The 20,513-nt window shown below is 69.4% G+C and carries 27 protein-coding genes; 13 read left to right on the top strand and 14 right to left on the bottom strand.

Going from position 1 to position 20,513, the window contains the following annotated elements:
* The first annotated feature begins 42 nt into the window (after window positions 1-42).
* From ACFWYW_RS46545 to ACFWYW_RS46525, 5 genes are all read left to right on the top strand, one after another.
* Window positions 43-327: a hypothetical protein gene (locus ACFWYW_RS46545; RefSeq protein WP_379621718.1), complete on the top strand. Its 285-nt coding sequence runs from the start codon at window positions 43-45 to the stop codon at window positions 325-327.
* Between the two features lie 50 nt (window positions 328-377).
* Window positions 378-554, top strand: a complete 177-nt coding sequence (locus ACFWYW_RS46540) for a hypothetical protein (protein ID WP_379621720.1) — start codon at window positions 378-380, stop codon at window positions 552-554.
* Window positions 551-1,030, top strand: coding sequence for an IPT/TIG domain-containing protein (locus ACFWYW_RS46535; protein ID WP_379621722.1), 480 nt, complete (start codon window positions 551-553; stop codon window positions 1,028-1,030). Before ACFWYW_RS46540 ends, ACFWYW_RS46535 begins: the two co-directional genes overlap by 4 nt.
* A gap of 114 nt (window positions 1,031-1,144) precedes the next feature.
* The gene (locus ACFWYW_RS46530) at window positions 1,145-2,677 is read left to right on the top strand and encodes a 2'-5' RNA ligase family protein (protein ID WP_379621724.1); all 1,533 of its coding nucleotides are present in this window, start codon (window positions 1,145-1,147) and stop codon (window positions 2,675-2,677) included.
* Complete coding sequence (locus ACFWYW_RS46525) at window positions 2,674-3,051, top strand: hypothetical protein (protein WP_379621726.1); 378 nt, start codon at window positions 2,674-2,676, stop codon at window positions 3,049-3,051. Before ACFWYW_RS46530 ends, ACFWYW_RS46525 begins: the two co-directional genes overlap by 4 nt.
* 23 nt (window positions 3,052-3,074) lie before the next feature.
* On the opposite strand, the gene ACFWYW_RS46520 is transcribed toward ACFWYW_RS46525, so the two are convergent.
* The gene (locus ACFWYW_RS46520) at window positions 3,075-3,275 is read right to left on the bottom strand and encodes a hypothetical protein (RefSeq protein WP_379621728.1); all 201 of its coding nucleotides are present in this window, start codon (window positions 3,273-3,275) and stop codon (window positions 3,075-3,077) included.
* Window positions 3,276-3,677: 402 nt separating this feature from the next.
* A complete protein-coding gene (locus ACFWYW_RS46515; RefSeq protein WP_379621730.1) occupies window positions 3,678-4,280 on the bottom strand; it encodes a hypothetical protein in 603 nt (200 codons plus the stop codon).
* Window positions 4,281-4,461: 181 nt separating this feature from the next.
* Here ACFWYW_RS46515 and ACFWYW_RS46510 point away from each other — a divergent pair, with 181 nt between their 5' ends.
* The 3 genes from ACFWYW_RS46510 to ACFWYW_RS46500 all read left to right on the top strand — a co-directional run bounded on the left by ACFWYW_RS46510 (window position 4,462) and on the right by ACFWYW_RS46500 (window position 6,746).
* A complete protein-coding gene (locus ACFWYW_RS46510; protein WP_379621732.1) occupies window positions 4,462-5,772 on the top strand; it encodes a phage major capsid protein in 1,311 nt (436 codons plus the stop codon).
* A 133-nt stretch (window positions 5,773-5,905) separates the two neighbouring features.
* Window positions 5,906-6,265, top strand: coding sequence for a hypothetical protein (locus tag ACFWYW_RS46505; RefSeq protein WP_379621734.1), 360 nt, complete (start codon window positions 5,906-5,908; stop codon window positions 6,263-6,265).
* Window positions 6,243-6,746: a hypothetical protein gene (locus tag ACFWYW_RS46500; protein WP_379621735.1), complete on the top strand. Its 504-nt coding sequence runs from the start codon at window positions 6,243-6,245 to the stop codon at window positions 6,744-6,746. The genes ACFWYW_RS46505 and ACFWYW_RS46500 overlap by 23 nt, the downstream gene beginning before the upstream one ends.
* A gap of 48 nt (window positions 6,747-6,794) precedes the next feature.
* Here the strand turns inward: ACFWYW_RS46500 and ACFWYW_RS46495 are convergent, their stop codons facing one another.
* The 5 genes from ACFWYW_RS46495 to ACFWYW_RS46475 all read right to left on the bottom strand — a co-directional run bounded on the left by ACFWYW_RS46495 (window position 6,795) and on the right by ACFWYW_RS46475 (window position 13,081).
* Window positions 6,795-7,157 (bottom strand): hypothetical protein, encoded by a 363-nt coding sequence (locus tag ACFWYW_RS46495; protein ID WP_379621737.1) that lies wholly within the window; start codon window positions 7,155-7,157, stop codon window positions 6,795-6,797.
* Window positions 7,157-8,338 (bottom strand): hypothetical protein, encoded by a 1,182-nt coding sequence (locus ACFWYW_RS46490; RefSeq protein WP_379621738.1) that lies wholly within the window; start codon window positions 8,336-8,338, stop codon window positions 7,157-7,159. The genes ACFWYW_RS46495 and ACFWYW_RS46490 overlap by 1 nt, the downstream gene beginning before the upstream one ends.
* Window positions 8,335-10,623 carry a DNA translocase FtsK gene (locus ACFWYW_RS46485; protein ID WP_379621740.1) on the bottom strand — a complete coding sequence of 763 codons (2,289 nt, stop codon included), beginning with the start codon at window positions 10,621-10,623 and terminating at the stop codon, window positions 8,335-8,337. The genes ACFWYW_RS46490 and ACFWYW_RS46485 overlap by 4 nt, the downstream gene beginning before the upstream one ends.
* A gap of 201 nt (window positions 10,624-10,824) precedes the next feature.
* Complete coding sequence (locus ACFWYW_RS46480) at window positions 10,825-11,505, bottom strand: hypothetical protein (protein WP_379621742.1); 681 nt, start codon at window positions 11,503-11,505, stop codon at window positions 10,825-10,827.
* A gap of 73 nt (window positions 11,506-11,578) precedes the next feature.
* Window positions 11,579-13,081, bottom strand: a complete 1,503-nt coding sequence (locus tag ACFWYW_RS46475; RefSeq protein WP_379621744.1) for an AAA family ATPase — start codon at window positions 13,079-13,081, stop codon at window positions 11,579-11,581.
* A 193-nt stretch (window positions 13,082-13,274) separates the two neighbouring features.
* Here ACFWYW_RS46475 and ACFWYW_RS46470 point away from each other — a divergent pair, with 193 nt between their 5' ends.
* The 3 genes from ACFWYW_RS46470 to ACFWYW_RS46460 all read left to right on the top strand — a co-directional run bounded on the left by ACFWYW_RS46470 (window position 13,275) and on the right by ACFWYW_RS46460 (window position 15,003).
* Window positions 13,275-13,847 carry a hypothetical protein gene (locus ACFWYW_RS46470; RefSeq protein WP_379621746.1) on the top strand — a complete coding sequence of 191 codons (573 nt, stop codon included), beginning with the start codon at window positions 13,275-13,277 and terminating at the stop codon, window positions 13,845-13,847.
* Between the two features lie 233 nt (window positions 13,848-14,080).
* Window positions 14,081-14,674 (top strand): hypothetical protein, encoded by a 594-nt coding sequence (locus ACFWYW_RS46465; protein WP_379621748.1) that lies wholly within the window; start codon window positions 14,081-14,083, stop codon window positions 14,672-14,674.
* Window positions 14,662-15,003, top strand: a complete 342-nt coding sequence (locus ACFWYW_RS46460; protein ID WP_379621750.1) for a hypothetical protein — start codon at window positions 14,662-14,664, stop codon at window positions 15,001-15,003. Before ACFWYW_RS46465 ends, ACFWYW_RS46460 begins: the two co-directional genes overlap by 13 nt.
* Here ACFWYW_RS46460 and ACFWYW_RS46455 read toward each other — a convergent pair.
* From ACFWYW_RS46455 to ACFWYW_RS46445, 3 genes are all read right to left on the bottom strand, one after another.
* Window positions 14,967-15,308, bottom strand: a complete 342-nt coding sequence (locus ACFWYW_RS46455; protein WP_379621752.1) for a hypothetical protein — start codon at window positions 15,306-15,308, stop codon at window positions 14,967-14,969. The two genes, ACFWYW_RS46460 and ACFWYW_RS46455, sit on opposite strands and share 37 nt — an antisense overlap.
* A gap of 84 nt (window positions 15,309-15,392) precedes the next feature.
* Window positions 15,393-16,115: a hypothetical protein gene (locus ACFWYW_RS46450; protein WP_379621754.1), complete on the bottom strand. Its 723-nt coding sequence runs from the start codon at window positions 16,113-16,115 to the stop codon at window positions 15,393-15,395.
* A gap of 29 nt (window positions 16,116-16,144) precedes the next feature.
* On the bottom strand, window positions 16,145-16,951 hold the full coding sequence (locus tag ACFWYW_RS46445) for a ParA family protein (protein ID WP_379621756.1): 807 nt from the start codon (window positions 16,949-16,951) through the stop codon (window positions 16,145-16,147).
* Window positions 16,952-17,311: 360 nt separating this feature from the next.
* Here ACFWYW_RS46445 and ACFWYW_RS46440 point away from each other — a divergent pair, with 360 nt between their 5' ends.
* Window positions 17,312-17,866 (top strand): HNH endonuclease, encoded by a 555-nt coding sequence (locus ACFWYW_RS46440; RefSeq protein WP_379621758.1) that lies wholly within the window; start codon window positions 17,312-17,314, stop codon window positions 17,864-17,866.
* Between the two features lie 7 nt (window positions 17,867-17,873).
* Here ACFWYW_RS46440 and ACFWYW_RS46435 read toward each other — a convergent pair whose 3' ends face one another.
* From ACFWYW_RS46435 to ACFWYW_RS46425, 3 genes are read right to left on the bottom strand one after another with little or no spacing between them, the layout of a single operon-like run.
* Window positions 17,874-18,302: a hypothetical protein gene (locus ACFWYW_RS46435; protein WP_379621760.1), complete on the bottom strand. Its 429-nt coding sequence runs from the start codon at window positions 18,300-18,302 to the stop codon at window positions 17,874-17,876.
* Window positions 18,299-18,547, bottom strand: a complete 249-nt coding sequence (locus ACFWYW_RS46430) for a hypothetical protein (protein WP_379621762.1) — start codon at window positions 18,545-18,547, stop codon at window positions 18,299-18,301. Before ACFWYW_RS46430 ends, ACFWYW_RS46435 begins: the two co-directional genes overlap by 4 nt.
* A gap of 55 nt (window positions 18,548-18,602) precedes the next feature.
* Window positions 18,603-19,079, bottom strand: coding sequence for a hypothetical protein (locus tag ACFWYW_RS46425; RefSeq protein WP_379621764.1), 477 nt, complete (start codon window positions 19,077-19,079; stop codon window positions 18,603-18,605).
* Window positions 19,080-19,161: 82 nt separating this feature from the next.
* On the opposite strand from ACFWYW_RS46425, the gene ACFWYW_RS46420 reads away from it, so the two are divergent.
* Window positions 19,162-19,779 (top strand): winged helix-turn-helix transcriptional regulator, encoded by a 618-nt coding sequence (locus ACFWYW_RS46420; RefSeq protein WP_379621766.1) that lies wholly within the window; start codon window positions 19,162-19,164, stop codon window positions 19,777-19,779.
* Here the strand turns inward: ACFWYW_RS46420 and ACFWYW_RS46415 are convergent.
* Window positions 19,721-20,368: a hypothetical protein gene (locus ACFWYW_RS46415; protein ID WP_379621768.1), complete on the bottom strand. Its 648-nt coding sequence runs from the start codon at window positions 20,366-20,368 to the stop codon at window positions 19,721-19,723. The genes ACFWYW_RS46420 and ACFWYW_RS46415 overlap by 59 nt on opposite strands.
* Between the last annotated feature and the right edge of the window lie 145 nt (window positions 20,369-20,513).

Raw genomic sequence — 20,513 nt, 5'->3', positions numbered from 1 at the left:
CCCTCGGCCCCTTCAACCACCTACGAAAAAGGGGGAACGATCATGTTCGACGTGAGCGGCTACATCGACGGGGTCGCCTACCACGTCCGGCACGACCCGGCCGCGCTCGACGGACTCGTCGTGGACGGCACATCCAACGTGGTGGCCCTGCTGCGTACCTTCGAAGGCGAGGAGCACTCGGCCACCCCGACCGGGCCGACCCTGGCGCTGAACCTGGCCGACGCCGAGGCGGTGTTGTGCGCGCTGTACGCGCTGACCGAGGTCACGCAGGTGGCCGGCGAGGCTCCCGACCTTTTCGGACCCGAGGTCGACGGCGTCGTCTACTGACCCCCGCCGCCCTCAGGACGTTAGCGGGCGACCTCGCCATCATGCGCCCTGTGAACAAGCAGGTGGCATGGTGGCAGGTCGGTCTCGTGATCGGGGTCGTGATCGGGTGGGCCTTGGCAGCGATGCTCTTCGCCGCCGCGGGCCTGGACGACGACCCCCTGGTGGAGCCCGTACCCACCGAGCCCGGCCTCCTGCGCGCCGCTCCAATCCCGGGGGACAACCCATGACGCTGTATGCCGCCAACGGCACCACCCAGCTGACCAAGACGGCCGCGCAGGCGAAGGTCGCCTCCGTGCCCGTCACCGACCCGGTCGTCCGGGTCACAGAGCACCTGTACGTCGGACACCGCAACGACGGCACCGCCTACCCGCCGGACGGGCGCAGGCTGAAGTTCTACGCGGGCCAGCTCGTCAAGCAGTCGGAGTTGGACGCCTGCTTCCCCGCCGGGGTGATCACCAGCTTCAGCGTGACGAGCGTGCCGCTCGCCGGCGGCACCCTGATCACCCTCAAGGGTAAGAACTTCACCCCGACCGTCGCCGCGAACGCGGTCACGGTGGGCGCGACGAACGCCACCGAGATCAAGGTGATCGACGAGGACACCATCAGCTTCCGGGCCCCGGCCAAGACCGCCGGCACCTACGACGTGGTCGTCGCCACGGACGCGGGCAACGTGACGGCGACCGGTGCCCTCACCTACGCCTGACCGGCGCGGCCGGGCCGCCCCGCCCGTTGAGGGCGGGGCGAAGGCGCTCGGGACGTAAGCGGCCAGCCCTGGCATCCTCCCGGCGACCACGATCTGGGGGAGGTCGCTGTGACGGTGACGGTCGATGAAGCGCAGGAGCTGGAGTACAAGGCGGCCACGCCGACGAGCGGTGCGATCACGACGGGCGATGAGGGCGTCGTCGAAGCGCTCGTGTCGATCACAGGCGTGGTCGACGGCGTGGGCGACGTGATCGTGCCGCGCGCCTACCGGCGCACCCTCGCCGAGCGGAGACCCAAGGGGATCTTCTCGCATGACACGAAGGTGTGGGCCGCGCGCACCGAGGCGATCGAAGAACTCCTGCCCGGCGACTCGCGGCTTCCCGCCACGACGAAGGATGGCAAGCCGTGGCCGCGCGAGGCCGGCGCGCTGTGGGTGCGGTGCCGGTTCAACCTCGCCAGCGCCTCCGGGCGGGAGGCGTACGAGAACGTCCGGTTCTTCAGCGCGTCCAACGAGTGCGAGTGGTCGATCGGCTACACCATCCCCGAGGGCGGGGCGAAGAAGAAGGGCGGCAAGCGCTACATCACCGACCTCGACCTGTGGGAGTACTCGCCGGTGCTGTTCGGCGCGGCGTCGCAGTCGGCCACCCTGTCGGTCAAGGCCCGCGGCGAGGGATTCCCGCTGGCCGACGACAACCCGTTCGAGGCCCTGGGTGAGGAGTGGGCCAGCCTCGCCGAGGCCGAGATGGAGGCCCCGGACAATCCGGGCGTGATGATCGCCCTCATGATTCCTGCTGATGTCGCCGAACAGGTCGCTGTCCCGGGCGGCCACGCCCCCGACGACCTGCATGTGACTCTCGTCTACCTCGGCAAGGACGTCGACGAGGAGACCATGGCAGCCGCCCGCGACGCCGTGCAGAACGTCGCCGGCAGCTACGCGCCGCTGACGGGCCAGGTCGGCGGTCTGGGCGTCTTCCCCGCCGGCGACGACGGCGTGCCCGTGTTCGTGCCCGTCGACGTGCCCGGCCTGGAGGTGCTGCGGCAGCGGCTCGTCGAAGCGCTCGACACCGCCGGCGTCACCTACGCAGCCGATCACGGCTACACGCCCCACGTGACCATCCGGTTCGACGAGCCGGGTACGGCGCTGCCCGCGCCGTACGCGCCGGTCCCGGTCACCTTCGGAGAGATCGCCCTTGCCTCGGGCGGTGACCGCGAACTCTTCCCGCTCGGCGTCGCCCCGGCACCCGGCGAGGGTGAGTCTGGAGACGAGCCGGAGAGCAACGAGCCGGACGAGGGCCTGGAGGAGCACGAGGAGAAGAGCACCCCCATGCCCGAACCCGCCGTCGAAGTTGCCATCCGTGACGTGGAGCTTGAGGTCAAGGCGGGCCGCGTCCTGTCTGACGCCAACGCCACTCGGCTGCGCACCGCGGCCGCCATCCTGCGCGAGGTGCTGGTCGCGGCAGGCATCCCGCTGGACGACCAGGTCCCCGAGGTGCCGTCGAATGAGGATCAGCCGCTGCCACCTCCCCCGTCGATCATGCCGGATTCCACCGCGCCTTCGGCGCTGCCAAACGACCTGCGCAAGTCCATCCTGACTTCGGCCGAGATCAAGGCCGGGCTGGACGTTCTGGCCGAGGCGGCGGTCCGGTGAGCCTCAGCTTCAAGCGGCTGCGCGAGCGCGGCCAACTCGTCACCCGGCTGCGGGAGAAGCTCGCCGCCGCCCGCAAAGAGATCAGCGCCCTCGACGAGTACGCCCGTGAGATCCGCAAGGAACTGGAGGCCCTTCGGTGCGTTCCGGCCGAGCTGGCAGCGAGCCGGGAGCACGCGGCCAAGCTCGCCGCCCGCCTACGAGCCGTCGACGGCGACCGGCTTCGCGCGGAGAACGCCGACCTGCAGGCAGAGAACGCTCGTCTGCGCGCTGAGGCGCCTGCGGTCTCGCGTGAGGAGTACCTGCGGCTGGAGGAGACGAACGCCCGGCTTGCACGTCGGTTGGAGGACATGCAAGCCGGGCGGGTCACTATGTAGAGGCCCCAGTCGGGGCCGGGAACTTAGGCGGCGGTCATGACCGTCACGGCGAACCACATGATGGTGATGACCAACCCGGTGATCGTCACGAACGCTCCTCCGGCCCAGGCGAATGCCGTGAGGGTGCTGGCTTTCAAGGAGCGGGCGACGTGGCCGGCAGCCAGGCTGGCGATGAGCCCCATGAGCAGGGCTATGATCACCCACTCGTGCAAGGCGATGGACACTTCTACCTCCGACGAAATACGCCCGAGGACCTCTGTGCGAGGGAACCACGGTTGAGCCATTGCACACAGAAGGCCCTCCGGGCACGCTTACGCGTATCCATTGGTGTCTGTGTGCCTGATTCATCCCATTTAATGGTTCCCCGGCTCGAGGACGCCTTGCTTCCTCGACTCGGCCAACGGACGCACTCATCGAGTGGTAGTGCTACGGTCTTGCGGGTCTTGCGGTCTAAGCGATCATGTTGTGGGTGCCAGCCACGAACGGCCAAAGCTCCTAGTGACTTCCACGAACGCCTACCGGGTTAGCTGACGGATTCGGGCACGGAAAATCGCCCTACAGGCACTTCGCTTCGCATGCTAGCCGCCAAGAGGCGCACCCGCCTGTGACTCGGGGATACTCCGTCGTCACCGCTTGATGCCGAGCTCGTCCAGCGCGGTGAGCACCCGCTTGAGGCCCTGGCCGCCGGACTTGGCTGGCAGCTTCCACCGCTGCTGGTCGCCGGCCGGGGAGACGTAGACCAGGCTGCCGCCGCGGGCGGTGATGTCGAAGCTGATCACGTACACCTGGTGCTCACCGGGCTGGATATCGGTCGCCAGAGGGGTGTTGACGCGCCCGACCCACGGCTCTTCGGCGCCAGCGTCGGGGGCGAGTGTCTCCCCGTCGTGCTGCCAGAGGAACCCCTGGCCGTTCGCGGCGATCGGCACATGATCGGGTTCGGAGGTGGCTGCGACCTTCACCGCGACCGCGGCGAACGTGCCGTTCTGCGCCAGGCCGTACCGCTTGTCGCCCTTGTGGTAGTAGACGCCGACCGGTGTGATGTCCAGCGGCTTGCCGAGCTCGCCGGCCCCGGCGGCGGTCGTCCCCCACTCCAACGTCGCGGCCGCGGGCTTCGTCGTCGACGACGCCTCGGCGGCCGGCGCGCCGTTCGGCGGCGCCTGCTCGGCTGCGGAACAACCGGTCACGACCAGCGCAGATAACAGCAGTCCGACAGCGTGCCGTTTGGGCATCGAAGCCCCCTTCTTGGGATCGTTCCAGGCCCCCGACCTCAGCAAACGCTCACCTTAGTGGATCTTCTGGGACGTAAACAGAGGAACCTCCTACCTTCCCTCCTGATCACGGGGCGTCCCGGTGCTGACCGGGCGTGCGGATCGCATCCGAACGCATCGAGATCAGCACGGGGGACGGCAGATGACTGCCAACAAGAAGGACGACGGGCGTGTGCGCGAGCTGAAGTCCGCGCTTCAGTCGGCTGCGGACGAGATCAACCGCATCAGCGACACGTTCAACGAGGAGGAGCCGGGCAAGTTCACGATCAGCCCGGAGCAGCACAAGGCGTACGTGGCCAAGATCGAAGAGGCCAACCAGATCCGTGACCTGCTGAACGCCGAGGAGAAGCGGGCGGGGATCGAGGCGTACCTGAGCGCTCCCGCTTCCACGCCGGTCGCGGGGATGCTGGCTGCGGAGCAGGGCCGGCCGCAGCACAAGACCCTGTCGCAGGCGTTCTTCGACAGCGAGCTGTACAAGAAGTTGCGCGAGAGCGGCTTCGACGACCCGCGTGGCGTCGTGAAGTTCGAGCAGGGCATCTACTCGTTCGAGGCCAAGGACGTCTTCAGCCTCAGCGCCGGTACGCACACCAGCCCGGCGTTCGGCCACGACCAGGACGTGGGCATCTCGGAGCGGCAGCGCCGCCCCAACCGCGTCCGTGATCTCTTCCCGGCGGAGAGCACCACGGCGAACATCCTGCACGGCATCCGCCAGACCGGCTTCGTCAACAACGCCGCCCCGGTCCCCGAGCGGACCGCGGCCAACGGCGGCCCGGCGACCGGCGGCCTGACCGACATCTTCGGCCGCGCCCCGCGCTCGCGCCTGGAGTTCACGCCCTACACCGCGCCGATCAGCCTGATCTCGCACATCGAGTACGTGCACCAGAACACGCTGGCCGACGAAAGCCGCCTGCGCGGCATCATCGACAGAGACATGGTGGACGGTGTCAAGCTGACCGAGGACTACCAGGTCCTGTTCGGCAACGGCCAGGGCGAGAACCTTCTCGGCATCACGCAGACGCCCGGCATCCAGACCTACCTGGGTGTGGGCGGCGAGAAGATGACCAAGCAGCTCCGCCGCGCCATGACCAAGAGCATCCTGGCCTACTACGACCCCAACGGCATCGTCGTTCACCCGCTCGACTTCGAGGAGATCGAGCTGGAGGAGGACGGCCACGGCGCCTACAGGGTCGCCGTGTCCGTGGCGATCGGCGCGGAGAAGCGCGTGTGGCGCCTCAACGTCATCGACACCCCGGCCATGGTCGAGGGCAAGTACCTGCTCGGCTCCTACGGCCTGGGCGCCAAGCTCTACGACCGCGAGTCCGTGTCGGTGACCGTCTCGACCGAGAACGCGCACAACTTCGAAGAGAACGTCGTGACCATTAAGGCCCAGGAGCGGTGTGGCCTGGCGGTCGACCGACCGGAGGCATTCGTCTACGGCACCTTCGCCGCGTGATCACTGCAGCAGAGGCCCGAGGGCGGGGCAGCCACCGCTCCCCCGCCCTCCGGTTCGCCGTACCGTTCGGCGGAGGGGCCGCACCTCGTGAGCCACGGGGACGTTAACTCATAAGCCGAGTACGGTCCGCCGCGTGACCACCACCCTGAAGGTGCAAGCCCATGCGGCCACCATCGACATCGTCGACTCCCGCCCTCCGACCGGGGACCGCGAGGGCGCCTACACCGTCATCGTCCCGAACAAGGTGTTCGTCGACGGCGCCGAGCTGTACCTGCCCGCCGGTACAGAGATCAACATGTCCATCAGCGACATACCGCACAGCGCGGTCGCGGTGACGGCCACGTTCTTCGCCCGCCGAGTCCGAGTCGGGTACGCCGACGAACTCGGCGGCCCGATCGGGGAACTGGCGCAGCCCGAAACAACTCCTGCCCCGTGTGAGGGCGAAGACGGTACCGGCCTGGAGGAGCAGCATGTCGGCGCTGGCACAGACTGACGAAGCGCTGGCCGCCGCCTACAAGGACGGCGGCCAGATCCGCGACCTTGCCCGCGCCCACGGCTGCTCCCAGAAGCAGATCTACGACCGGCTGCTCCAGCAGGGCGCAATCTTCCGGCCTGCGACAGTGCGGGGCAGACCAGGCGGCGGAAGGGCACGCACAGAGAACGTGGACGGCATCGCCAAGGCGTACACCGCAGGCGTGGCCGTGCTGGACATCTGCGCCACGTTCGGGGTGACCAGGGGCATCGTGGGGCGGGTCGTGGGCCAGGCTGGGGTGAAGCGGCGGCCGAGCGGCGCCCCCAGGGAGACGGACTGGGCCATGATCTCCCGGCTGATCGATGAGGGCCGAGGCACGAGGGACGTGGCCGCCGCTGCCAGTTGCTCGCCGCGACAGGTCGCGCGCGCGCTGAAGTCGCAGGGCTATCACTACAGCGGGCGGCGGTGGCGGCGCCCGCAAGGTACGCCGGCGACCCGCTAGAACAGCGGGATGTTCTGGGCCGCGATGCCGACCTCGACTCAGCCAACATCAAGATTCTCCATCGAAGAGTGGCTCTTGCCCTGCGGCTCGGAGAGCGGCGACTCGTGTGCGCGCTCGCGTCTGCCGGTGGTGATCTTTGTCGTAGTGCAGGTGGCACCCGTTGCACATGGGCCGCAGGTTGTCCGGTTCGCAGTTCTCCGGGGTGTGGTCCAGGTGGGCGGTGGTGAGCACCACGGTGGAGCCGGTGCCGTAGGCGGGCTTGCCGTGCTCGTTGGGGCAGCGGCCCTTATGGGTTCCGCGGCCGCACTCCCCCGTGCAGGCGCACCGCCACCCGGCCGCCTCCTTGGCGGCGAGACTGATCTCGTCCCAGTCGGCCGGGTAGCGGTGCTTGTTTTCGGGCCGGATCGGCATCAGGGTGCGTCCGCGTCCAGGGGCAGCTGCAGGGTTCCGCCGGAGGCCACGAGCCGATCGCGGCGCTGCTTCCAGGCAGCTGTGGCGAGGTCGGGGTCCCAGCCGCTGATCTGAATCTGCCACGGCTCCCCATCGCTGTAGGGCGGCCACCACTCGACCGCGAGCGCGCCGGCCTGCCCGTCGTAATCGCGGACCTCGCTGTAGCCGTCGAGGTCGAACGGGTTCACCGCGTCGAACAGGTACTCGGGGGCGGCCGGGTCGTTGATCGTCCAGATGGCGCGGATCCAGGTGCGGGTTTCGACGGGGCCAGTGTTCACCTGCCACTCCTCCACGCCGTCCGCGCAGCCGTACGATGCGGCGTCCTCACGGCGGGCGAACACCTTGCGGACCCAGCGGCCGTCGTACTCGCCGCCGATGGCGAGATACACCGTGGCGGGCTCGGCCGGGCCCGTGGTCAGGTGTTCGATTCGGGCCTCGGACTGGTCGAGCTGGGTGCGGTATCCAGGGCTGAGCGCGGGTTCGTCCGTGACGGGGTGGCCGATCTCGTCCACGATGCGTTGGGCGAGGCTCTCGGCCTCCTTCCGGGCCTGATCCCAGCGGGAGGGGTCGCCTGCGGCTACGAGGTCGAGGACCATGCGGGCCGTACCGAGGAGGCGTCTCTCGTACTGGAGCTGCTCGGCCGTTGCCTCGGCCTTGAGGGCGCGTTCCTCAGCGAGGGTCCGGGCCTCGTGCGGGCTGAGCTTCCCGACCCGCTGAACGATCAGGGCGTACCGGTCGGCGGAACCGGCTGGAGAGATCTCGAAGGAGACGGATCGCGTCGCCTCCGGCTGGCCGGAGTCGGGCTCTGGCGGGAACTCAGCGATGGTCTCGCTGTAGTTGGGGGCGTCGCCCAGCATGCCGCGAGCGCAGTGGACCCACTGGGCAGCAAGCTCGCGGGGCGGAAGCAGCTCAAGGGCTACCCCGCGCTTGTCGATGTGGAGGCCACGCATCATCGTCTGGTCGACGAGTTCCTCGGGTGTGCGCGAGACGTCGATGACGGCCAGGTCAGCGTTGGCGAGTGCCTGCATCACGGCTTCACCGAGACGCTGGCCGGGGCGATCGAGGATGTCGACGCCGAGCTGGCTGACGAGCGCTCGCTCGATGACCTCGGCGACGCTGTTGCTTGAAGGGGTGGGGGTCACGGGTTCTCCTCGGTGGGGGTGTCGCCGGTGAGGTCGGCGAGCAGGTGATCGAGCTCGTCGGGCTTGACGAGCACGTCGCGGGCCTTGGAGCCTTCGCTGGGGCCGACGATGTTGTAGCTCTCGAGCAGGTCCATGAGACGTCCGGCCTTGGCGAACCCGACGCGTAGCTTGCGCTGGAGCATGGAGGTGGAGCCGAGCTGGGTGGTGACGATCAGTTCGGCAGCTTGGAGGAAGAGGTCGAGGTCGTCGCCGATCTCTTCGGCGGTGCTGGCCGGGGTCGGGGCCGGGCGGGTGAGGTCGGGCAGGGGGGCGTTGGGGAGCGGCTGGGTCTTCCAGTGCTCGACGGCGGCTGTGATTTCCTGCTCGGTGACGTAGGCGTTCTGGATGCGGATGGGCTGGCTGGCGCCCATCGGCAGGAACAGCGCGTCGCCCTGGCCGACGAGCTTGTCGGCGCCGGGCTGGTCGAGGATGACCCGTGAGTCGGTGAGGCTGGAGACGGCGAAGGCGAGCCGGGAGGGCACGTTGGCCTTGATCAGGCCGGTCACGACGTCCACGGAGGGCCGCTGGGTGGCGATGACCAGGTGGATGCCGGCGGCGCGGGCGAGCTGGGTGATGCGGACGATGGAGTCCTCGACGTCGCGCGGGGCGACCATCATCAGGTCGGCCAGCTCGTCCACGATCACCAGCAGGTACGGGTAGGGCTGGTAGACGCGCTCGCTGCCCGGCGGCGGCTTGAGCTGGCCCGCCCGCACGGCCTTGTTGAACTCGTCCACGTGCCGGAAGCCGCTGGCCGCCAGGTCGTCGTAGCGGCGGTCCATCTCGCCCACGACCCAGTCGAGGGCCTCGGCGGCCTTCTTCGGGTTGGTGATGATCGGGGTGATCAGGTGGGGGATGCCCTCGTAGACGCTGAGTTCCACCCGCTTGGGGTCCACGAGCACCATGCGGACCTCGTCCGGGGTGGCGCGCATGAGGATGCTGGTGATCAGGCCGTTCACGCAGACGGACTTGCCGGCGCCGGTGGCGCCCGCGATGAGCAGGTGCGGCATCTTGGCGAGGTTGGCGACGATCGTGCGCCCCTCGACGTCCTTGCCCAGGCCCACGATCATCGGGTGCTGGTCGGAGCGAGCGACGTGTGCCCGCAGCACGTCGCCGAGCGCGACAAGATCCTTGTCCGCGTTGGGAATCTCCACCCCGATCGCCGACTTACCGGGGACGGGCGACAGGATGCGCAGGTCGGCGGACTTGACCGCGTACGCGAGGTTCTTCTGGATGCCGGTGACCTTCTCGACCTTCACCGCCGGGCCCAGCTCGATCTCGTAGCGCGTGACTGTGGGGCCGCGGGTGAAGCCGACCACCTGGGCGTCGATGGCGAACTGGCCCAGCACGCTGGTCAGCGCTTTGACCACCACCGTGTTGGCCTTGGTGGCGGGCCTGGGGGTGCTCCCGGCGTTGAGCAGCATCAGGTCCGGCAGGACGTATGCCCCGGCCTGCGGGGACAGGACGAGCTGCTCGGCCTTGACTGGCGGCGGTGCCGCCGAGGTGGCGGCGACGGGCGGGGCTTGCTGGGGTGGCGGTGGGGCAGCCTCCGCCGGTTCGGCGGAAGGCGGTTGTGCGGCCGGGGCCGCGTCGTGCGGCGAGGCCGCTGGCGCGAGGTCCTCACTGGACGGTGTGGAGTCGGCGGGCGTCTCGGCCGGGGTGGGCGGCGTGGCGCGGCGCAGCCGTACCCGGTGGCGCAGGCGGGCGGCTTCGGCCGCGCGGGTCTTGATCGTGGCGGCGACCGTGCGCAGAGGCTTGCCCGTGGCCAGCAGCAGCCCCCACCCGCTCCACAAGGCGAGTACGGCGACGCCCCATCCGGTGGGCAGCAGCGCCCCGATGGGGGCGGCGATCAGCCAGCCGAGCAGGCCGCCGCTAGTACCTGAGAAGGCGGAGGGGGCCCCGGTCAGGAGGTGCAGGATGCCGAGCACGCCGAGCAGGGTGGCGGCGCATCCGCTCAACGTCCAGGCGAGCCGGCCAGTGCGCGGGAACAGCATGAGCGTGGCCGCTACGGCGGCCGTGATGAGCGGCAGCGCCCTGGCGGTGCCGCCGACAAGGAGGTGCAGCCCTGTGTTGACGGCGGTGGCGAAGGTGCCGTCCGCGATTCCCCACGTGATCGGGATCAGGGTCAGGGTTAGGGCGGCGAAGAGCAGCACCAGGCCGTCCCTGCGGGTACCGGGCTCGAGGTTCTTGACTGCGGCGGCGACGCCCTTCAGCGCGCGTCCGGAGTGCCTGGCGGCGCTGGTCGCCATCTTGCTGATGAGGGCGCCGATCGGGTCCCTGTGGGAGCGGCGTGACCTCGCGCGGGCGGGCCGGGAGGGCGAGCTCGTGCGGGGTTTGCGTGGGCTGCTGGTTGAGCGGGGGCGTCGCGCGGTGGCGGTGCGCCTCTTGGTGGCCATCGATTCCTCCGGGGGAGGCTCGTGGCCCTCCATGCGGGGAGGGCCACGAGCGGGTCAGGATGCTGTGTGGAGCGCGATCGGTGCGCGCGGGCCGGGCAGCTCGTAGCGGGTGAGGTCGGCGGCCGCGATGTAGTGCTGGGCGTCGAGCGCGGGTGACTGCCCCGGCAGGACTCCCGGGGCGTCGGACGTCAGGCCGTAGACGAGGCGGGCGGTCAGTGCGGCGCCGTAGGCGAGCAGGAAGTCCCTGCGGTAGGCGCGCACCAGCGATCTGCGGTCGCGTTCGGCGTGGTGCTCCTCGGGCTGGCGGCGCAGGAATGCCCGGTGCGTGCGGGCTGCCTCGAGCGCGGCCTGGTCGACGTCGTCGAGGAATTCGCGCAGCAGCGTGGAGATGCGGGTGACGCGGTCGGCGCGGGCTGTCCAGGTGAGCGTGTAGTCGCCGTTGCGGAAGGTGGCGTTCTCCACGCAGTACAGCGACGGCCAGCCGTCGAGCCGCTTGATGAGGTTCACGACGAGGTTGAGCCGGATCCGGCCGAAGCCGCATCTGGTCGGGATGACGACGTGGCCGCTGCCGGTGGGCAGGTCCTTCTCGATCGCGTGGATGCGGTTGCGGATGCGGTGGGCGAGCGCCTGGGCGTTGTCTCGCTCGGCGGCCTCGGGCGCGCGGTCGACGAGGACGAGGGCCGCCTGCAGGCGTAGGCGGCGCTTGTCGAGGTTGGTGAGGAGTTGGTCGAGCATGGCTGGGGTCTCCAGAGCAGGGAGGGTGCCCCGCCCCCTCGGGTGGCGAGAGGGGGCGGGCCGCTGGACGGGGTTAGGCGATGGCGGCGAGGTGACGGCGGCCGCGCACGAACTGGTCGATCCAGGCGAGGGAGCCACGGTCCAGGCGCTGCATGGCGCGGGTGACGGTGACGTAGGAGAGCATCAGTTCCTCGCGGTTGACCGGGGTCTCGCCGGTGGCGCCCGCGTCGGGGTTGGGCTGGCGGAAGTCGTTGGCGACCCGCACGTTGGCCCACTCCAGGCCCTTGGACTTGTGGCTTGTGCAGACGATGGTGTCGCCGGGTCCGGCCTGCGCGGCGTCCTTGACCTGGAATGCGGCGTCCTTGATCTTTTCCACGCCGTGGGCGTCTACGAGTTCGACGAACACCTTCAGGTCCTGGCCGAGCGGGTCCTGTGCGACGTAGTCCTGCAGTTCGGCCCAGTTGGAGAAGGCGCACAGGTCGGGGTGGTCGGTCAGCGAGCCCTTCTTCAGCTCCCCGGCGGCCATCGCGAGCGACGCGATCTCGCTGCCGCCGCCGACCAGCGCCGGGGTGCCGTCCTTGTCGAGAATGTCGAAGATCTGGCCCATGGCGGCGGCGTTGGTACGGCACAGCACCGCGTCGGGCCGCTCGATGGGGCCGATGGTGGAGCCGACCGGCTCGTGGCCGTGCAGGCGCAGGGGCGCCCCCAGGAGGGTCAGCCACTTGTTCGCCTCTTCAGCGACGGCTGGGCCGAAGCGGAAGCTCTTGGACAGGAAGAGGAGCTGGTCAGCGGGGAAGGTGCCGAGGATGTCGATCGCGCCGTTCCAGCCGTTGATGGCCTGCGCGGAGTCGCCCACGATGATGCGCTGCAGCGCGGTCTGCATGTCCAGGTAGAGGCTTGCGGCCACGGGGTTGACGTCCTGGCACTCGTCCATCATGACCACGTCGAACGGCAGCGTCTGCTGGTTGGAGCGGGCGAGCATGAGCTGGGCCATCTTCAGGTAGTAGTCGTGCTGCCACTTCAACCGGCCGCTGGCGGACTTGATGTCGGCGCGAGCCTTTTCCGTGACGGGGAGGATGACCTCGCGAAGCCGCTGAATGTCTTCGGCCTTGGCGATGCCGAGCGGGGTGGGGATGTGCTCAGGCCGCAGGTCGGTGTCGGCGCTCTTGCACCAGGCGAGCACGGCGCCCATGGCGAGGCGGGCGCGCGCGGGCGGGGTCAGGACGGTGTCCTTGTTGATGCGAACGGGGCCGACCTGGTCGAGGATGTCGGCCTGCACCTTGGCGTTCTGCCGGTTGCCGTTGATCCGGTCGAGGTGGCCGCCCCAGCGGTTGAGGACCATGGAGCGGGCGAACGAGTGGTTGGTGTGCACCGTCACGTTCTTCGGCATCTTCCGCGCGAGCTCCTGCCGGACGCTTTTGTTGTAGACGACGCACAGGATTCGCTTGCCGGGCAGGGCGAGAGCGATGTCTTTCAGCGTTGTGCTCTTTCCGCATCCGGCTCCGGCCTGAAGCTTGATGGTTTTTCCGGCGCGGGCTGCGTCGATGGCTGCCTGCTGCTCGTCGGTGGGGCGCATTTGATCTCCTGGTTTCCATTCGCTTTGGGGCCGCATCCCCTCTGCTGAATCAATATTACAGGAGATTTAGTGAAGTGGGAAGTGCCTTCATTTCAGCCGGGGCGCGACCCTGGAAGGTGGCCGCCATGACGTAAGCACGGATCTCTGCTTGCCTCTGCCACGAACCACTGGATCAGGAAGGCGGTGGCCCTTCGTGGCACCTCGTAAGCCCCGCACGCCCGCCACCGAACAGGCGGAGCAGCGCACCGAGACGGCGCCGGAGACCGAAGTCCCCGCGACCCCTCCGAAGGACGACCCGGCCAAGCCCGCCGCTGGCGATCCCGCGGCGGCCGCGCCCCCACCGGCCGACGAGCCTGTGCAGGCCGCCCCGCCTTCGCCGGAACCGCCGGCCGCGCCCCCGCCGACCAGCAAGCCCGCGCAGGCCGCGCCCCTCGAGCCGCCGGCCGCGCCGCTCACCCCGCCAGAGCCGATCGGTGCACCGGTGCAGATCAACATGCTGGCCACGCCCGGCAGCGAGTTCGTGGACCTGGTGTGGGATGACGGCACCCCGTGCCAGCCCGAGGACTTGTTCACCGACCCGGGCCCCCAGTACACGACTGTGCTCGCGCGAGCGGCAATCATCCGCCGCCACTACCAGCCGGGCGCCCGCCGGATTTCGGACCAGCTGCTGATGCCCGCCGGCTGGAAACTGGCTCGCGACCACGCCGAGAAGATCAAGGCGGACCTCGCGGAGCAGCGCGCGAAGGCGGCTGACCAGGAGGAGTAGAAGCTCCGCGGCCGCGCAGACCGGCACGGTGCCTCAATGGGGGGAGGGCGCCACCCGGCAGCGCGGCCGCGGTTGAACCGGTGCTGGGTGGGAGCACGACCGCCCCCGAGGGCCCGGCTGGTGGCGGCAACGCCGGTGGGGACCCGACGCCGCCACGAAGCCGTGACCCGGAGACGGAGCCGTTGCTCCCGCCCACCACCGCCTGTTCGTTCCGCGTCTGCTGAGGAGGCCACGTGGCCGCTGTCACCCCGGAGCAGGTCGCCATCCACGCTGGGCTGCCGCTGCCCGTGGCCGAGGAAGACCTGCCCATCGTGGAGGAAGCGCTCGCCGACGCCTACCGGGCTGTTGCTGCGCACCTGAACTGTGCGCCCACACCGGTCACCGTCACCCAGGCCGGAGTCCCGGCCGGCCGCACCTGGCAGCTCGACCAGGGCCCGGTCATCGTGATCCTTTCCGCTGTCCCGGAGACGGACCCGGGAAGCGGGCGGCCCACTGGCCTGTTCACGATCACCTACCGGGTGGGCCGCGACCCGGACGCCGACCCGGCATACGGGCTGGCGCTGGCGCGGTACGTTGCCGCGGCGGCGGCCAACTCCCGGCTCGTGCGTCGCCTGGCCGACCGGTACGGCGTGGCGCGGACGAAGAAGAGCGTGTCCGTCGAGGGCCAGTCCGTCACCTACGACGACGCCGAAGCCTCTCCGGGGTCGGCGGCAGCGGGGGCGCTGCCGACCCTGGAGTCCCTCGACGGCTGGCACTACCACGCCATCTCACAGCGGCCGGGAATCGGGCCGCATCCCGCGCAGACGGGCGCGGCGTGGCTGTTGTAGCCGCGGACATGCTGCTCGGCGTGCGCCGCCCGGTCGTGGGCCGGGACGCGCACGGCAGCCGCGTGGTCACGAGCCTCGGACCGGTCGAGGGGCCGGAGCCCGGCCGGGTGGTGTCCGAGCCCAGGGCCGACAACCGCTCCGAGACGGGGCCCGGCGTGTGGGTGCTCGCGCTCGACCCCGGCTTCTGGCCAGTCGCCGAGGGCGTCCAGGTAGTCGAGGTCGGCGGCGCCGGCCGTACATGGACGATCTCGGCCGCGGAGTTCCGGCCGAGCGCCTTCGACGCAGGTATCAGCTACATCAGGGCCGAGGCGGCGCTGAACGTCTCCTGAAGGACTTCCACCCAGACGCGGGAAGCCCGATGCGTTTGGATCATGCTGGTTGTGGTGCCGTCCGAGAACCGGCCGGTCCGGGCGAGGAGATACCACTCGCCCTCGTCGAGGACGCTGATCACCAGATGCCCCCGGTCGTCATCGTGGACGTTGGAGACCGCACGCAGGTTCTGCTTCCACGCGCCGTGACGGGTGCGCACGATGACCCGCTCGCCGAGCACGTGCATGCGCTCGTCAACCGGCACCGGGACCCGGGCGGGCGGATCGACGGGGTGGCGTCGAACTCTCGGGGTGGTGACGCTCATGGTCTTGAGTGTGCGCGCCAGCACCGACAGAATCCCACCGCATCCAGGGCGGCCGGCCGCGTGGCCGGCCGCCTCTGCTGGGGCTCAGCTATACATCCAGTCCTGCGACTGGTCCTCAAAATCGCCTTGGGCAATCAGCGCATCAAGATAGGCGACGACGGCGGTGGTCAGGACGGCCTGGACATCGACGTCAGTGGCGCCGATGCTGCGTAGCCGGACGCGCATCGTTCGCACGGTCTTCAGCACCGATTGGCGGAGCAGGGTGCCGATCTGTTCGTAGTCGTCGCTGGTGGTCTCGGAGAAGATCTCGGCGCGCTCCGCCCACTTGGCCAGCTCGGTGTCGCTGCATTGCTCTGGGCGCAGGACCGCCAGCGCGGCGTCGACGTGTGGCCACAGGGGCTGTTCGCGTCCCGCCTTCATAGTCTGGGCGAACTGCAGCCTGCCGAGGGTGACAACCACTGGCTTGAGCAGGTTGATGGTGTGCTTGAGGCGGGGATCGCCCTTGCAGTCTGCGTTGGTGGTCGGGCGGACCTTCGGTGTGGTGCGGTGTCGGCGTGTTGCGGGCTCCTGAGCGGGGGCCTTGGCCGTCTCGGCTTCTGCAGTTGCTGTGTCCGGCTCCGTTGTCGGCGGTTCTTCTACCACGGGGTCGGTGACCGCGTCGACGGGCGCTTCCCCGGCAGTACGCTCAACGGTCTTGGCCTGAGGGACTGGCTGCTCGATCGGCCGGACCGGCGTGATCGTGATGGTCGGGGGAGGCGCAAGCCCCGGTACGGCATGGGACGCAGTCTGTTGGACTGTCCTGCTCATGTCGCGCTTTTCCTTACGCTCGGGGGACATTAAGCGACACCGGCCAGGAGGCCGACCGAGCTCAGGATGTTGCTCGTGAGGGCGGCGTAGTCGCGGTGCGCGCCGCGGTGGTTGGGGTACTGCCACACGGCGGGGTTGCCGTACATGTACGCCTTGGGGATGTACTCGCCGTGTTCGATGATGGGCTGGTAGGCGGCGATGTTGTTCTCTTGGATGAGCCGCAGCACCTCCCGCCCCTCCTCCATGTCGGCCCACTTGTTGAGGATCCAGCCGGAGATGTTCAGGGCGGGGTTCTGCAGTTGCTTAAGCCGCTGCGCCTTCTGGACGGCGGCAATGGTGCTCTGGAAGGAAGGTACGCGCGGCTCGGTGATCGGGATGACGACGTTGGAGGCGCACATCGCGGCGGTGGTCAGGTTGCCCAAGGTGGGGCGCGTGTCGAGGAGGACGACGTCGAAGTCGTCCAGGATGGGCTGCAGGACGCGGTGGATCGCCCATGGGCCGCCGAGTTCGAGGTCGCTGGAGAGCTTGGCGTCGACCTCTTCCATCTCGAGGTAGCTGGTGGGCAGCACCCAGAGAGGGGCGTCGCTGCTGGGCTGGACGATCACGTTGCGGATGTCGGGGCCGCCCGCTTGCGGCGGGTTGATAAGCTGCGCGAATCCTGCTCCGGGCTGCCGCTCGATACCGAACCAGTCGGACAAGTGCCCTTGAGGGTCTCCGTCTGCGATCAGGGTGCGGAGGTTGAAGTGAGAGGCGGCCGTCGCGCCGATGTTGGCGGTGGTGGTCGTCTTGCCGACGCCACCTTTCAGACTTGAGAGTGACATCACGATCGCAGGCATTGAGACTCCTGTGCTTGGCGGTTTTGCGGTGCTGATCGTAGCGACGGCAGTGAGGCCGCGTCTGGGGGACGCGCCCGACAGACCCGCGAATTTCAACTCTCTGCAGCCTCTCCGAGAAAAGCAACGCCGGTGACGGAGAAGTATGGGTTCTCAGGCGATCGGGCCGCGAGTTGGGCAGTTAGACGGCCCGCCAGTTAGAAAGTTAGAACGTGTCGGTGCTTGATAGACGGGCGAACGGGCTCTAGCTTGTACGCCTCTCCCCCTGCCGGTCTGGTCGGGCGCGCGGATGTGTAGATCCAAGGCTGCCGGTATTGGTGTCGCTCTCGACAGCCCGCAGGATGGCGAGGCACCATAAGTCACATGGAGAACGCTGGCGAGTCGCGTGGTTCGGCGCACGTGCTGCCTGGCAGCGTGGCAAACCGCTGGCTATCCCGTGTGAACGTTGCCGGGTCCGTCCCACAGCATGACCCCAACCTAGGCCGGTGCTGGCATTGGGACGGAGGAACTAACAAGCGAGGCTATGCGGTCATCTCAGTAGGAGGCAGACCCGAGCTGCTGCATCGCATCCTCTATCCCACCTTCCACGGCCCGATCCCTGACGGGTGGCAGGTTGATCACCTATGCCATCACCACGATTGGTGCCATGAAGGTGACACGTGCCGTCACCGCTCCTGCGCGAACCCATCGCACTGGTATGCCAAGACCGGATGGGACAACAACCGCAGATCGGGATCGCCGACCGCCGTAAACGCGCGCAAAACGCACTGCTGGCGGGGGCATTCCCTGACGGGGGACAACGTGCTGTCTCGTGGAGACCGGCCGGGACACCGCGAGTGTCGCACCTGCCGACGCCTTCGGAAGTTCGTCGCCGAGCAGGAACGCATGGCAGCCGCGGGGCAGCTCACTCTCCTGTGACGCCTGCCTACTGGCCGGGATGGGCGGTCACGGTCACCACGGCGACGTAGCGCGGCCGCCCGTCCGCGAGGGGCACGTAGCCGCCGCCGGCCGCGGATTCCACCTCGGTGATCACCGTCTGCCCGGTCCCGGCGGGCGCCTCGGGCAGCTCCAACAGCGCCTGGAGCGCGGTGTAGAGGATGTCGCGCAGCGCCTTCTTGCCCAGGGCGGGCCCGTCCAGGGTGCCGAGCGCTTCGATCTGGATGCGCTGGCCGACCACGCGGGTGCGCAGGTTCTCCCGGCCACCGGGCGGGTCGGTGACGCGCAGCCGAGGGTACGGGGGGTCGTTGCCGTCGCCGACCCGCCCTGGGCCGCCGAGCGCAGCCGTGACCGCAGGGTGCCCCGTCAGGTGGGCGATGACCGGCGGGAGCGGGTCGGCGTCCGGCAGGCCCGTCACTCCTCGTCGCCGCCCTTCACCTGCTTGGGCTTCACGGGCGCGGCCGGTGCCGTGGTCTTCTCCGCTGCCGCCACGGGGATCAGCTCCCGGCCGGCGACGAACCCGGCGCCGTTGAGCCGATCGGCGTAGGCGCGCGGCAGGGTGAGCTCGGAACCCACCGCGTAGGGCCGCTCCTCCAGGCCCAGCTCCACCGCGTCCTCCGTGCGCAGTGGGTGGGCGAGCTTGATCTTGACGTGGTTCGACATGCTGGGCTCCCAGGCTCGTGTGCGAGACGGGGCGCATGCTGCCGTGTCCTGCCGCTTACGTCCTGGCGGCCACGCTCCGGGCCGCGGCCGCGAGCCAGCCGCCGTCTGGGGCGAACTCGGATTCGGCGACGCGCGGGAAGGTGACGATCACCGTGGCGTGCACCCGGGCGCGTCCGATCTGTACGGGGGTGCGGGTGACGGCGTTGGCGATGGCGCCGGGCGCGGGGACGCTCTGGCATCGGCAGTTGACCCGCTGGTGCGCGGGCAGGCCCGGGTCACGCGGCTCGGCCGCCAGGTCCCACCCGGCCCCGATCGGGCGCGGGATTCGGAACGGCAGGTTGCCGGGGATGATCTGCCCGGACGCTTCGACGTGCTCCGGCCGGATCTGCTGTGTGGAGACCCACGTCTTGGCGTCGGGGGCGTGCTCACGGACCGCGCGCACCGCGGCGTCGGTGACGCGGTCGACGGCGCGCCGTACGGGGCCTTCGGCTACGGCGAGGGTGAGGTTGCGGTGGAGGCGGACGCGCGTCATGCCGGGCACGGTAGCTGCGCCGGCTGGTTACGTCGGCCAAGGGCGGGCGGACATAAGCGCGGCGGCCAGGCAGGTTGTCGCCGTGACGAACACCTCGGCCGACATCGCCATCATGTACACCGAGCAGCGGATGACGATCGCGCAGATAGCAGCCCGGCTCGGCATCTCATCCACGAGCGTGCACCGGCGCCTGGCCGCGCGCCGCATCCCCCGGCGGCCGCGCGGTTCGACCTCTTCACGCCTGTCTCCGCAGCGGCGGCAGCAGATCCTCGCCGCCTACCGGGCCGGCACTCCGGTGGACGTCATCAGCACGGAGCTGCGCACCTGCGGGCGCACGATCGTGCGCGTCGCTGCGGCGGCGGGTGAGCCCGTCCGGGGGCGGGGCGGCCGCGGGCGCCTCGACTGGGACCAGATCGAACGGCTGCATCTGCAGGGCTGGCCTGCCGACGCGATCGCGCTGCTGGTCCACGCCAGTGTCCGGCACACCTACCAGGTGCTCGCCGACCTCGGGTACGGCCGGCCACGGATCGAGCTGCCCACCGCCGCCGAGCTGGCGGCGCTGTATCAGCGACTGGGATCGGTGCGGGCTGTCGCCGCAGAGCTCGGTATCGGGTTCCGTCGTGCTCGGGAAGCCTTGACGGCTACTCGTTCAGGCCCCCGCCATGGCCCGATTCTCGCGCGTCGTGTTCTGGGGCATTGAGGGCGTCGTGGGCCGCGAGGATGAACGAGCGCCGGGCCTCATCGTAGAGGTCTTCGATTCGCTCGCTGAGATTTCCGCTCACCCCGGGGTGGAGCTGGGGGTCCGGGAACTTGCCGTTCAGATTCGGAATGAAGTCGAGGAGCTGCCTCATGGCCTCAGCGTGCTCGCTGACGTCGGCGGGGCCTTCGATCTCTCCAACGGCCATGGCGTCGTGCAGGTTCGCCATGGCCTGGAGATATTGGTCCCGCAGGACGGACACGATGTCCCTGGTGCCACTTCTCGCTATGAACTGCCGGGCGGCGGCTCTGCTGCGGTCGGCTGCGATGAGGAAGCCGCTCCACGCTGCTCGACGCTGCGCTCGCCGTGCGTTGACGGCCTGTTCGATGGCGATGCGGTGTGCCTCCGCCATGTGCTGCCGCGCGACGTCGGCTTGCTCGCGAGCGACTTGGACTTGCTCGCGCGCTGCTTGTGCTTGCTCCTCTGCGCCGGCGCGTTGGATACGGGCAGCGCGGATGGTTACGAAGGCGGCAATGAGCCCGACGATGAACACCACGGCGCCGCCGATGATGGCCCCGGGTAACTCACTCACGGGAAGTTCGACGGACGGTTGGCGACAAAGGTTCCGCTGTCAGAAGAGAGACGGGGGGGCCGCCCCTACGGCGGCCCCCCCCGCACGGGCGTGCTCTAGTTGGGGTCAACGCGCCCCAAATCGGCGGGCACTTAATCACAAATGA

The organism is Nonomuraea sp. NPDC059023 (assembly GCF_042740095.1).
Lineage (GTDB): Bacteria > Actinomycetota > Actinomycetes > Streptosporangiales > Streptosporangiaceae > Nonomuraea.
This window is presented reverse-complemented; position numbering and strand designations above follow the sequence as displayed.

Excerpts from the sequence above, each read along its gene's own strand:
- ACFWYW_RS46425 (WP_379621764.1), bottom strand. The coding sequence starts at position 19,079 with ATGACGCGCGTCCGCCTCCACCGCAACCTCACCCTCGCCGTAGCCGAA.
- ACFWYW_RS46455 (WP_379621752.1), bottom strand. The coding sequence starts at position 15,308 with ATGAGCGTCACCACCCCGAGAGTTCGACGCCACCCCGTCGATCCGCCC.
- ACFWYW_RS46445 (WP_379621756.1), bottom strand. The coding sequence starts at position 16,951 with ATGCCTGCGATCGTGATGTCACTCTCAAGTCTGAAAGGTGGCGTCGGC.
- ACFWYW_RS46545 (WP_379621718.1), top strand. The coding sequence starts at position 43 with ATGTTCGACGTGAGCGGCTACATCGACGGGGTCGCCTACCACGTCCGG.
- ACFWYW_RS46480 (WP_379621742.1), bottom strand. The coding sequence starts at position 11,505 with ATGCTCGACCAACTCCTCACCAACCTCGACAAGCGCCGCCTACGCCTG.
- ACFWYW_RS46510 (WP_379621732.1), top strand. The coding sequence starts at position 4,462 with ATGACTGCCAACAAGAAGGACGACGGGCGTGTGCGCGAGCTGAAGTCC.
- ACFWYW_RS46430 (WP_379621762.1), bottom strand. The coding sequence starts at position 18,547 with ATGTCGAACCACGTCAAGATCAAGCTCGCCCACCCACTGCGCACGGAG.
- ACFWYW_RS46500 (WP_379621735.1), top strand. The coding sequence starts at position 6,243 with ATGTCGGCGCTGGCACAGACTGACGAAGCGCTGGCCGCCGCCTACAAG.
- ACFWYW_RS46475 (WP_379621744.1), bottom strand. The coding sequence starts at position 13,081 with ATGCGCCCCACCGACGAGCAGCAGGCAGCCATCGACGCAGCCCGCGCC.
- ACFWYW_RS46535 (WP_379621722.1), top strand. The coding sequence starts at position 551 with ATGACGCTGTATGCCGCCAACGGCACCACCCAGCTGACCAAGACGGCC.
- ACFWYW_RS46485 (WP_379621740.1), bottom strand. The coding sequence starts at position 10,623 with ATGGCGACCAGCGCCGCCAGGCACTCCGGACGCGCGCTGAAGGGCGTC.
- ACFWYW_RS46515 (WP_379621730.1), bottom strand. The coding sequence starts at position 4,280 with ATGCCCAAACGGCACGCTGTCGGACTGCTGTTATCTGCGCTGGTCGTG.
- ACFWYW_RS46450 (WP_379621754.1), bottom strand. The coding sequence starts at position 16,115 with ATGAGCAGGACAGTCCAACAGACTGCGTCCCATGCCGTACCGGGGCTT.
- ACFWYW_RS46495 (WP_379621737.1), bottom strand. The coding sequence starts at position 7,157 with ATGCCGATCCGGCCCGAAAACAAGCACCGCTACCCGGCCGACTGGGAC.
- ACFWYW_RS46440 (WP_379621758.1), top strand. The coding sequence starts at position 17,312 with ATGGAGAACGCTGGCGAGTCGCGTGGTTCGGCGCACGTGCTGCCTGGC.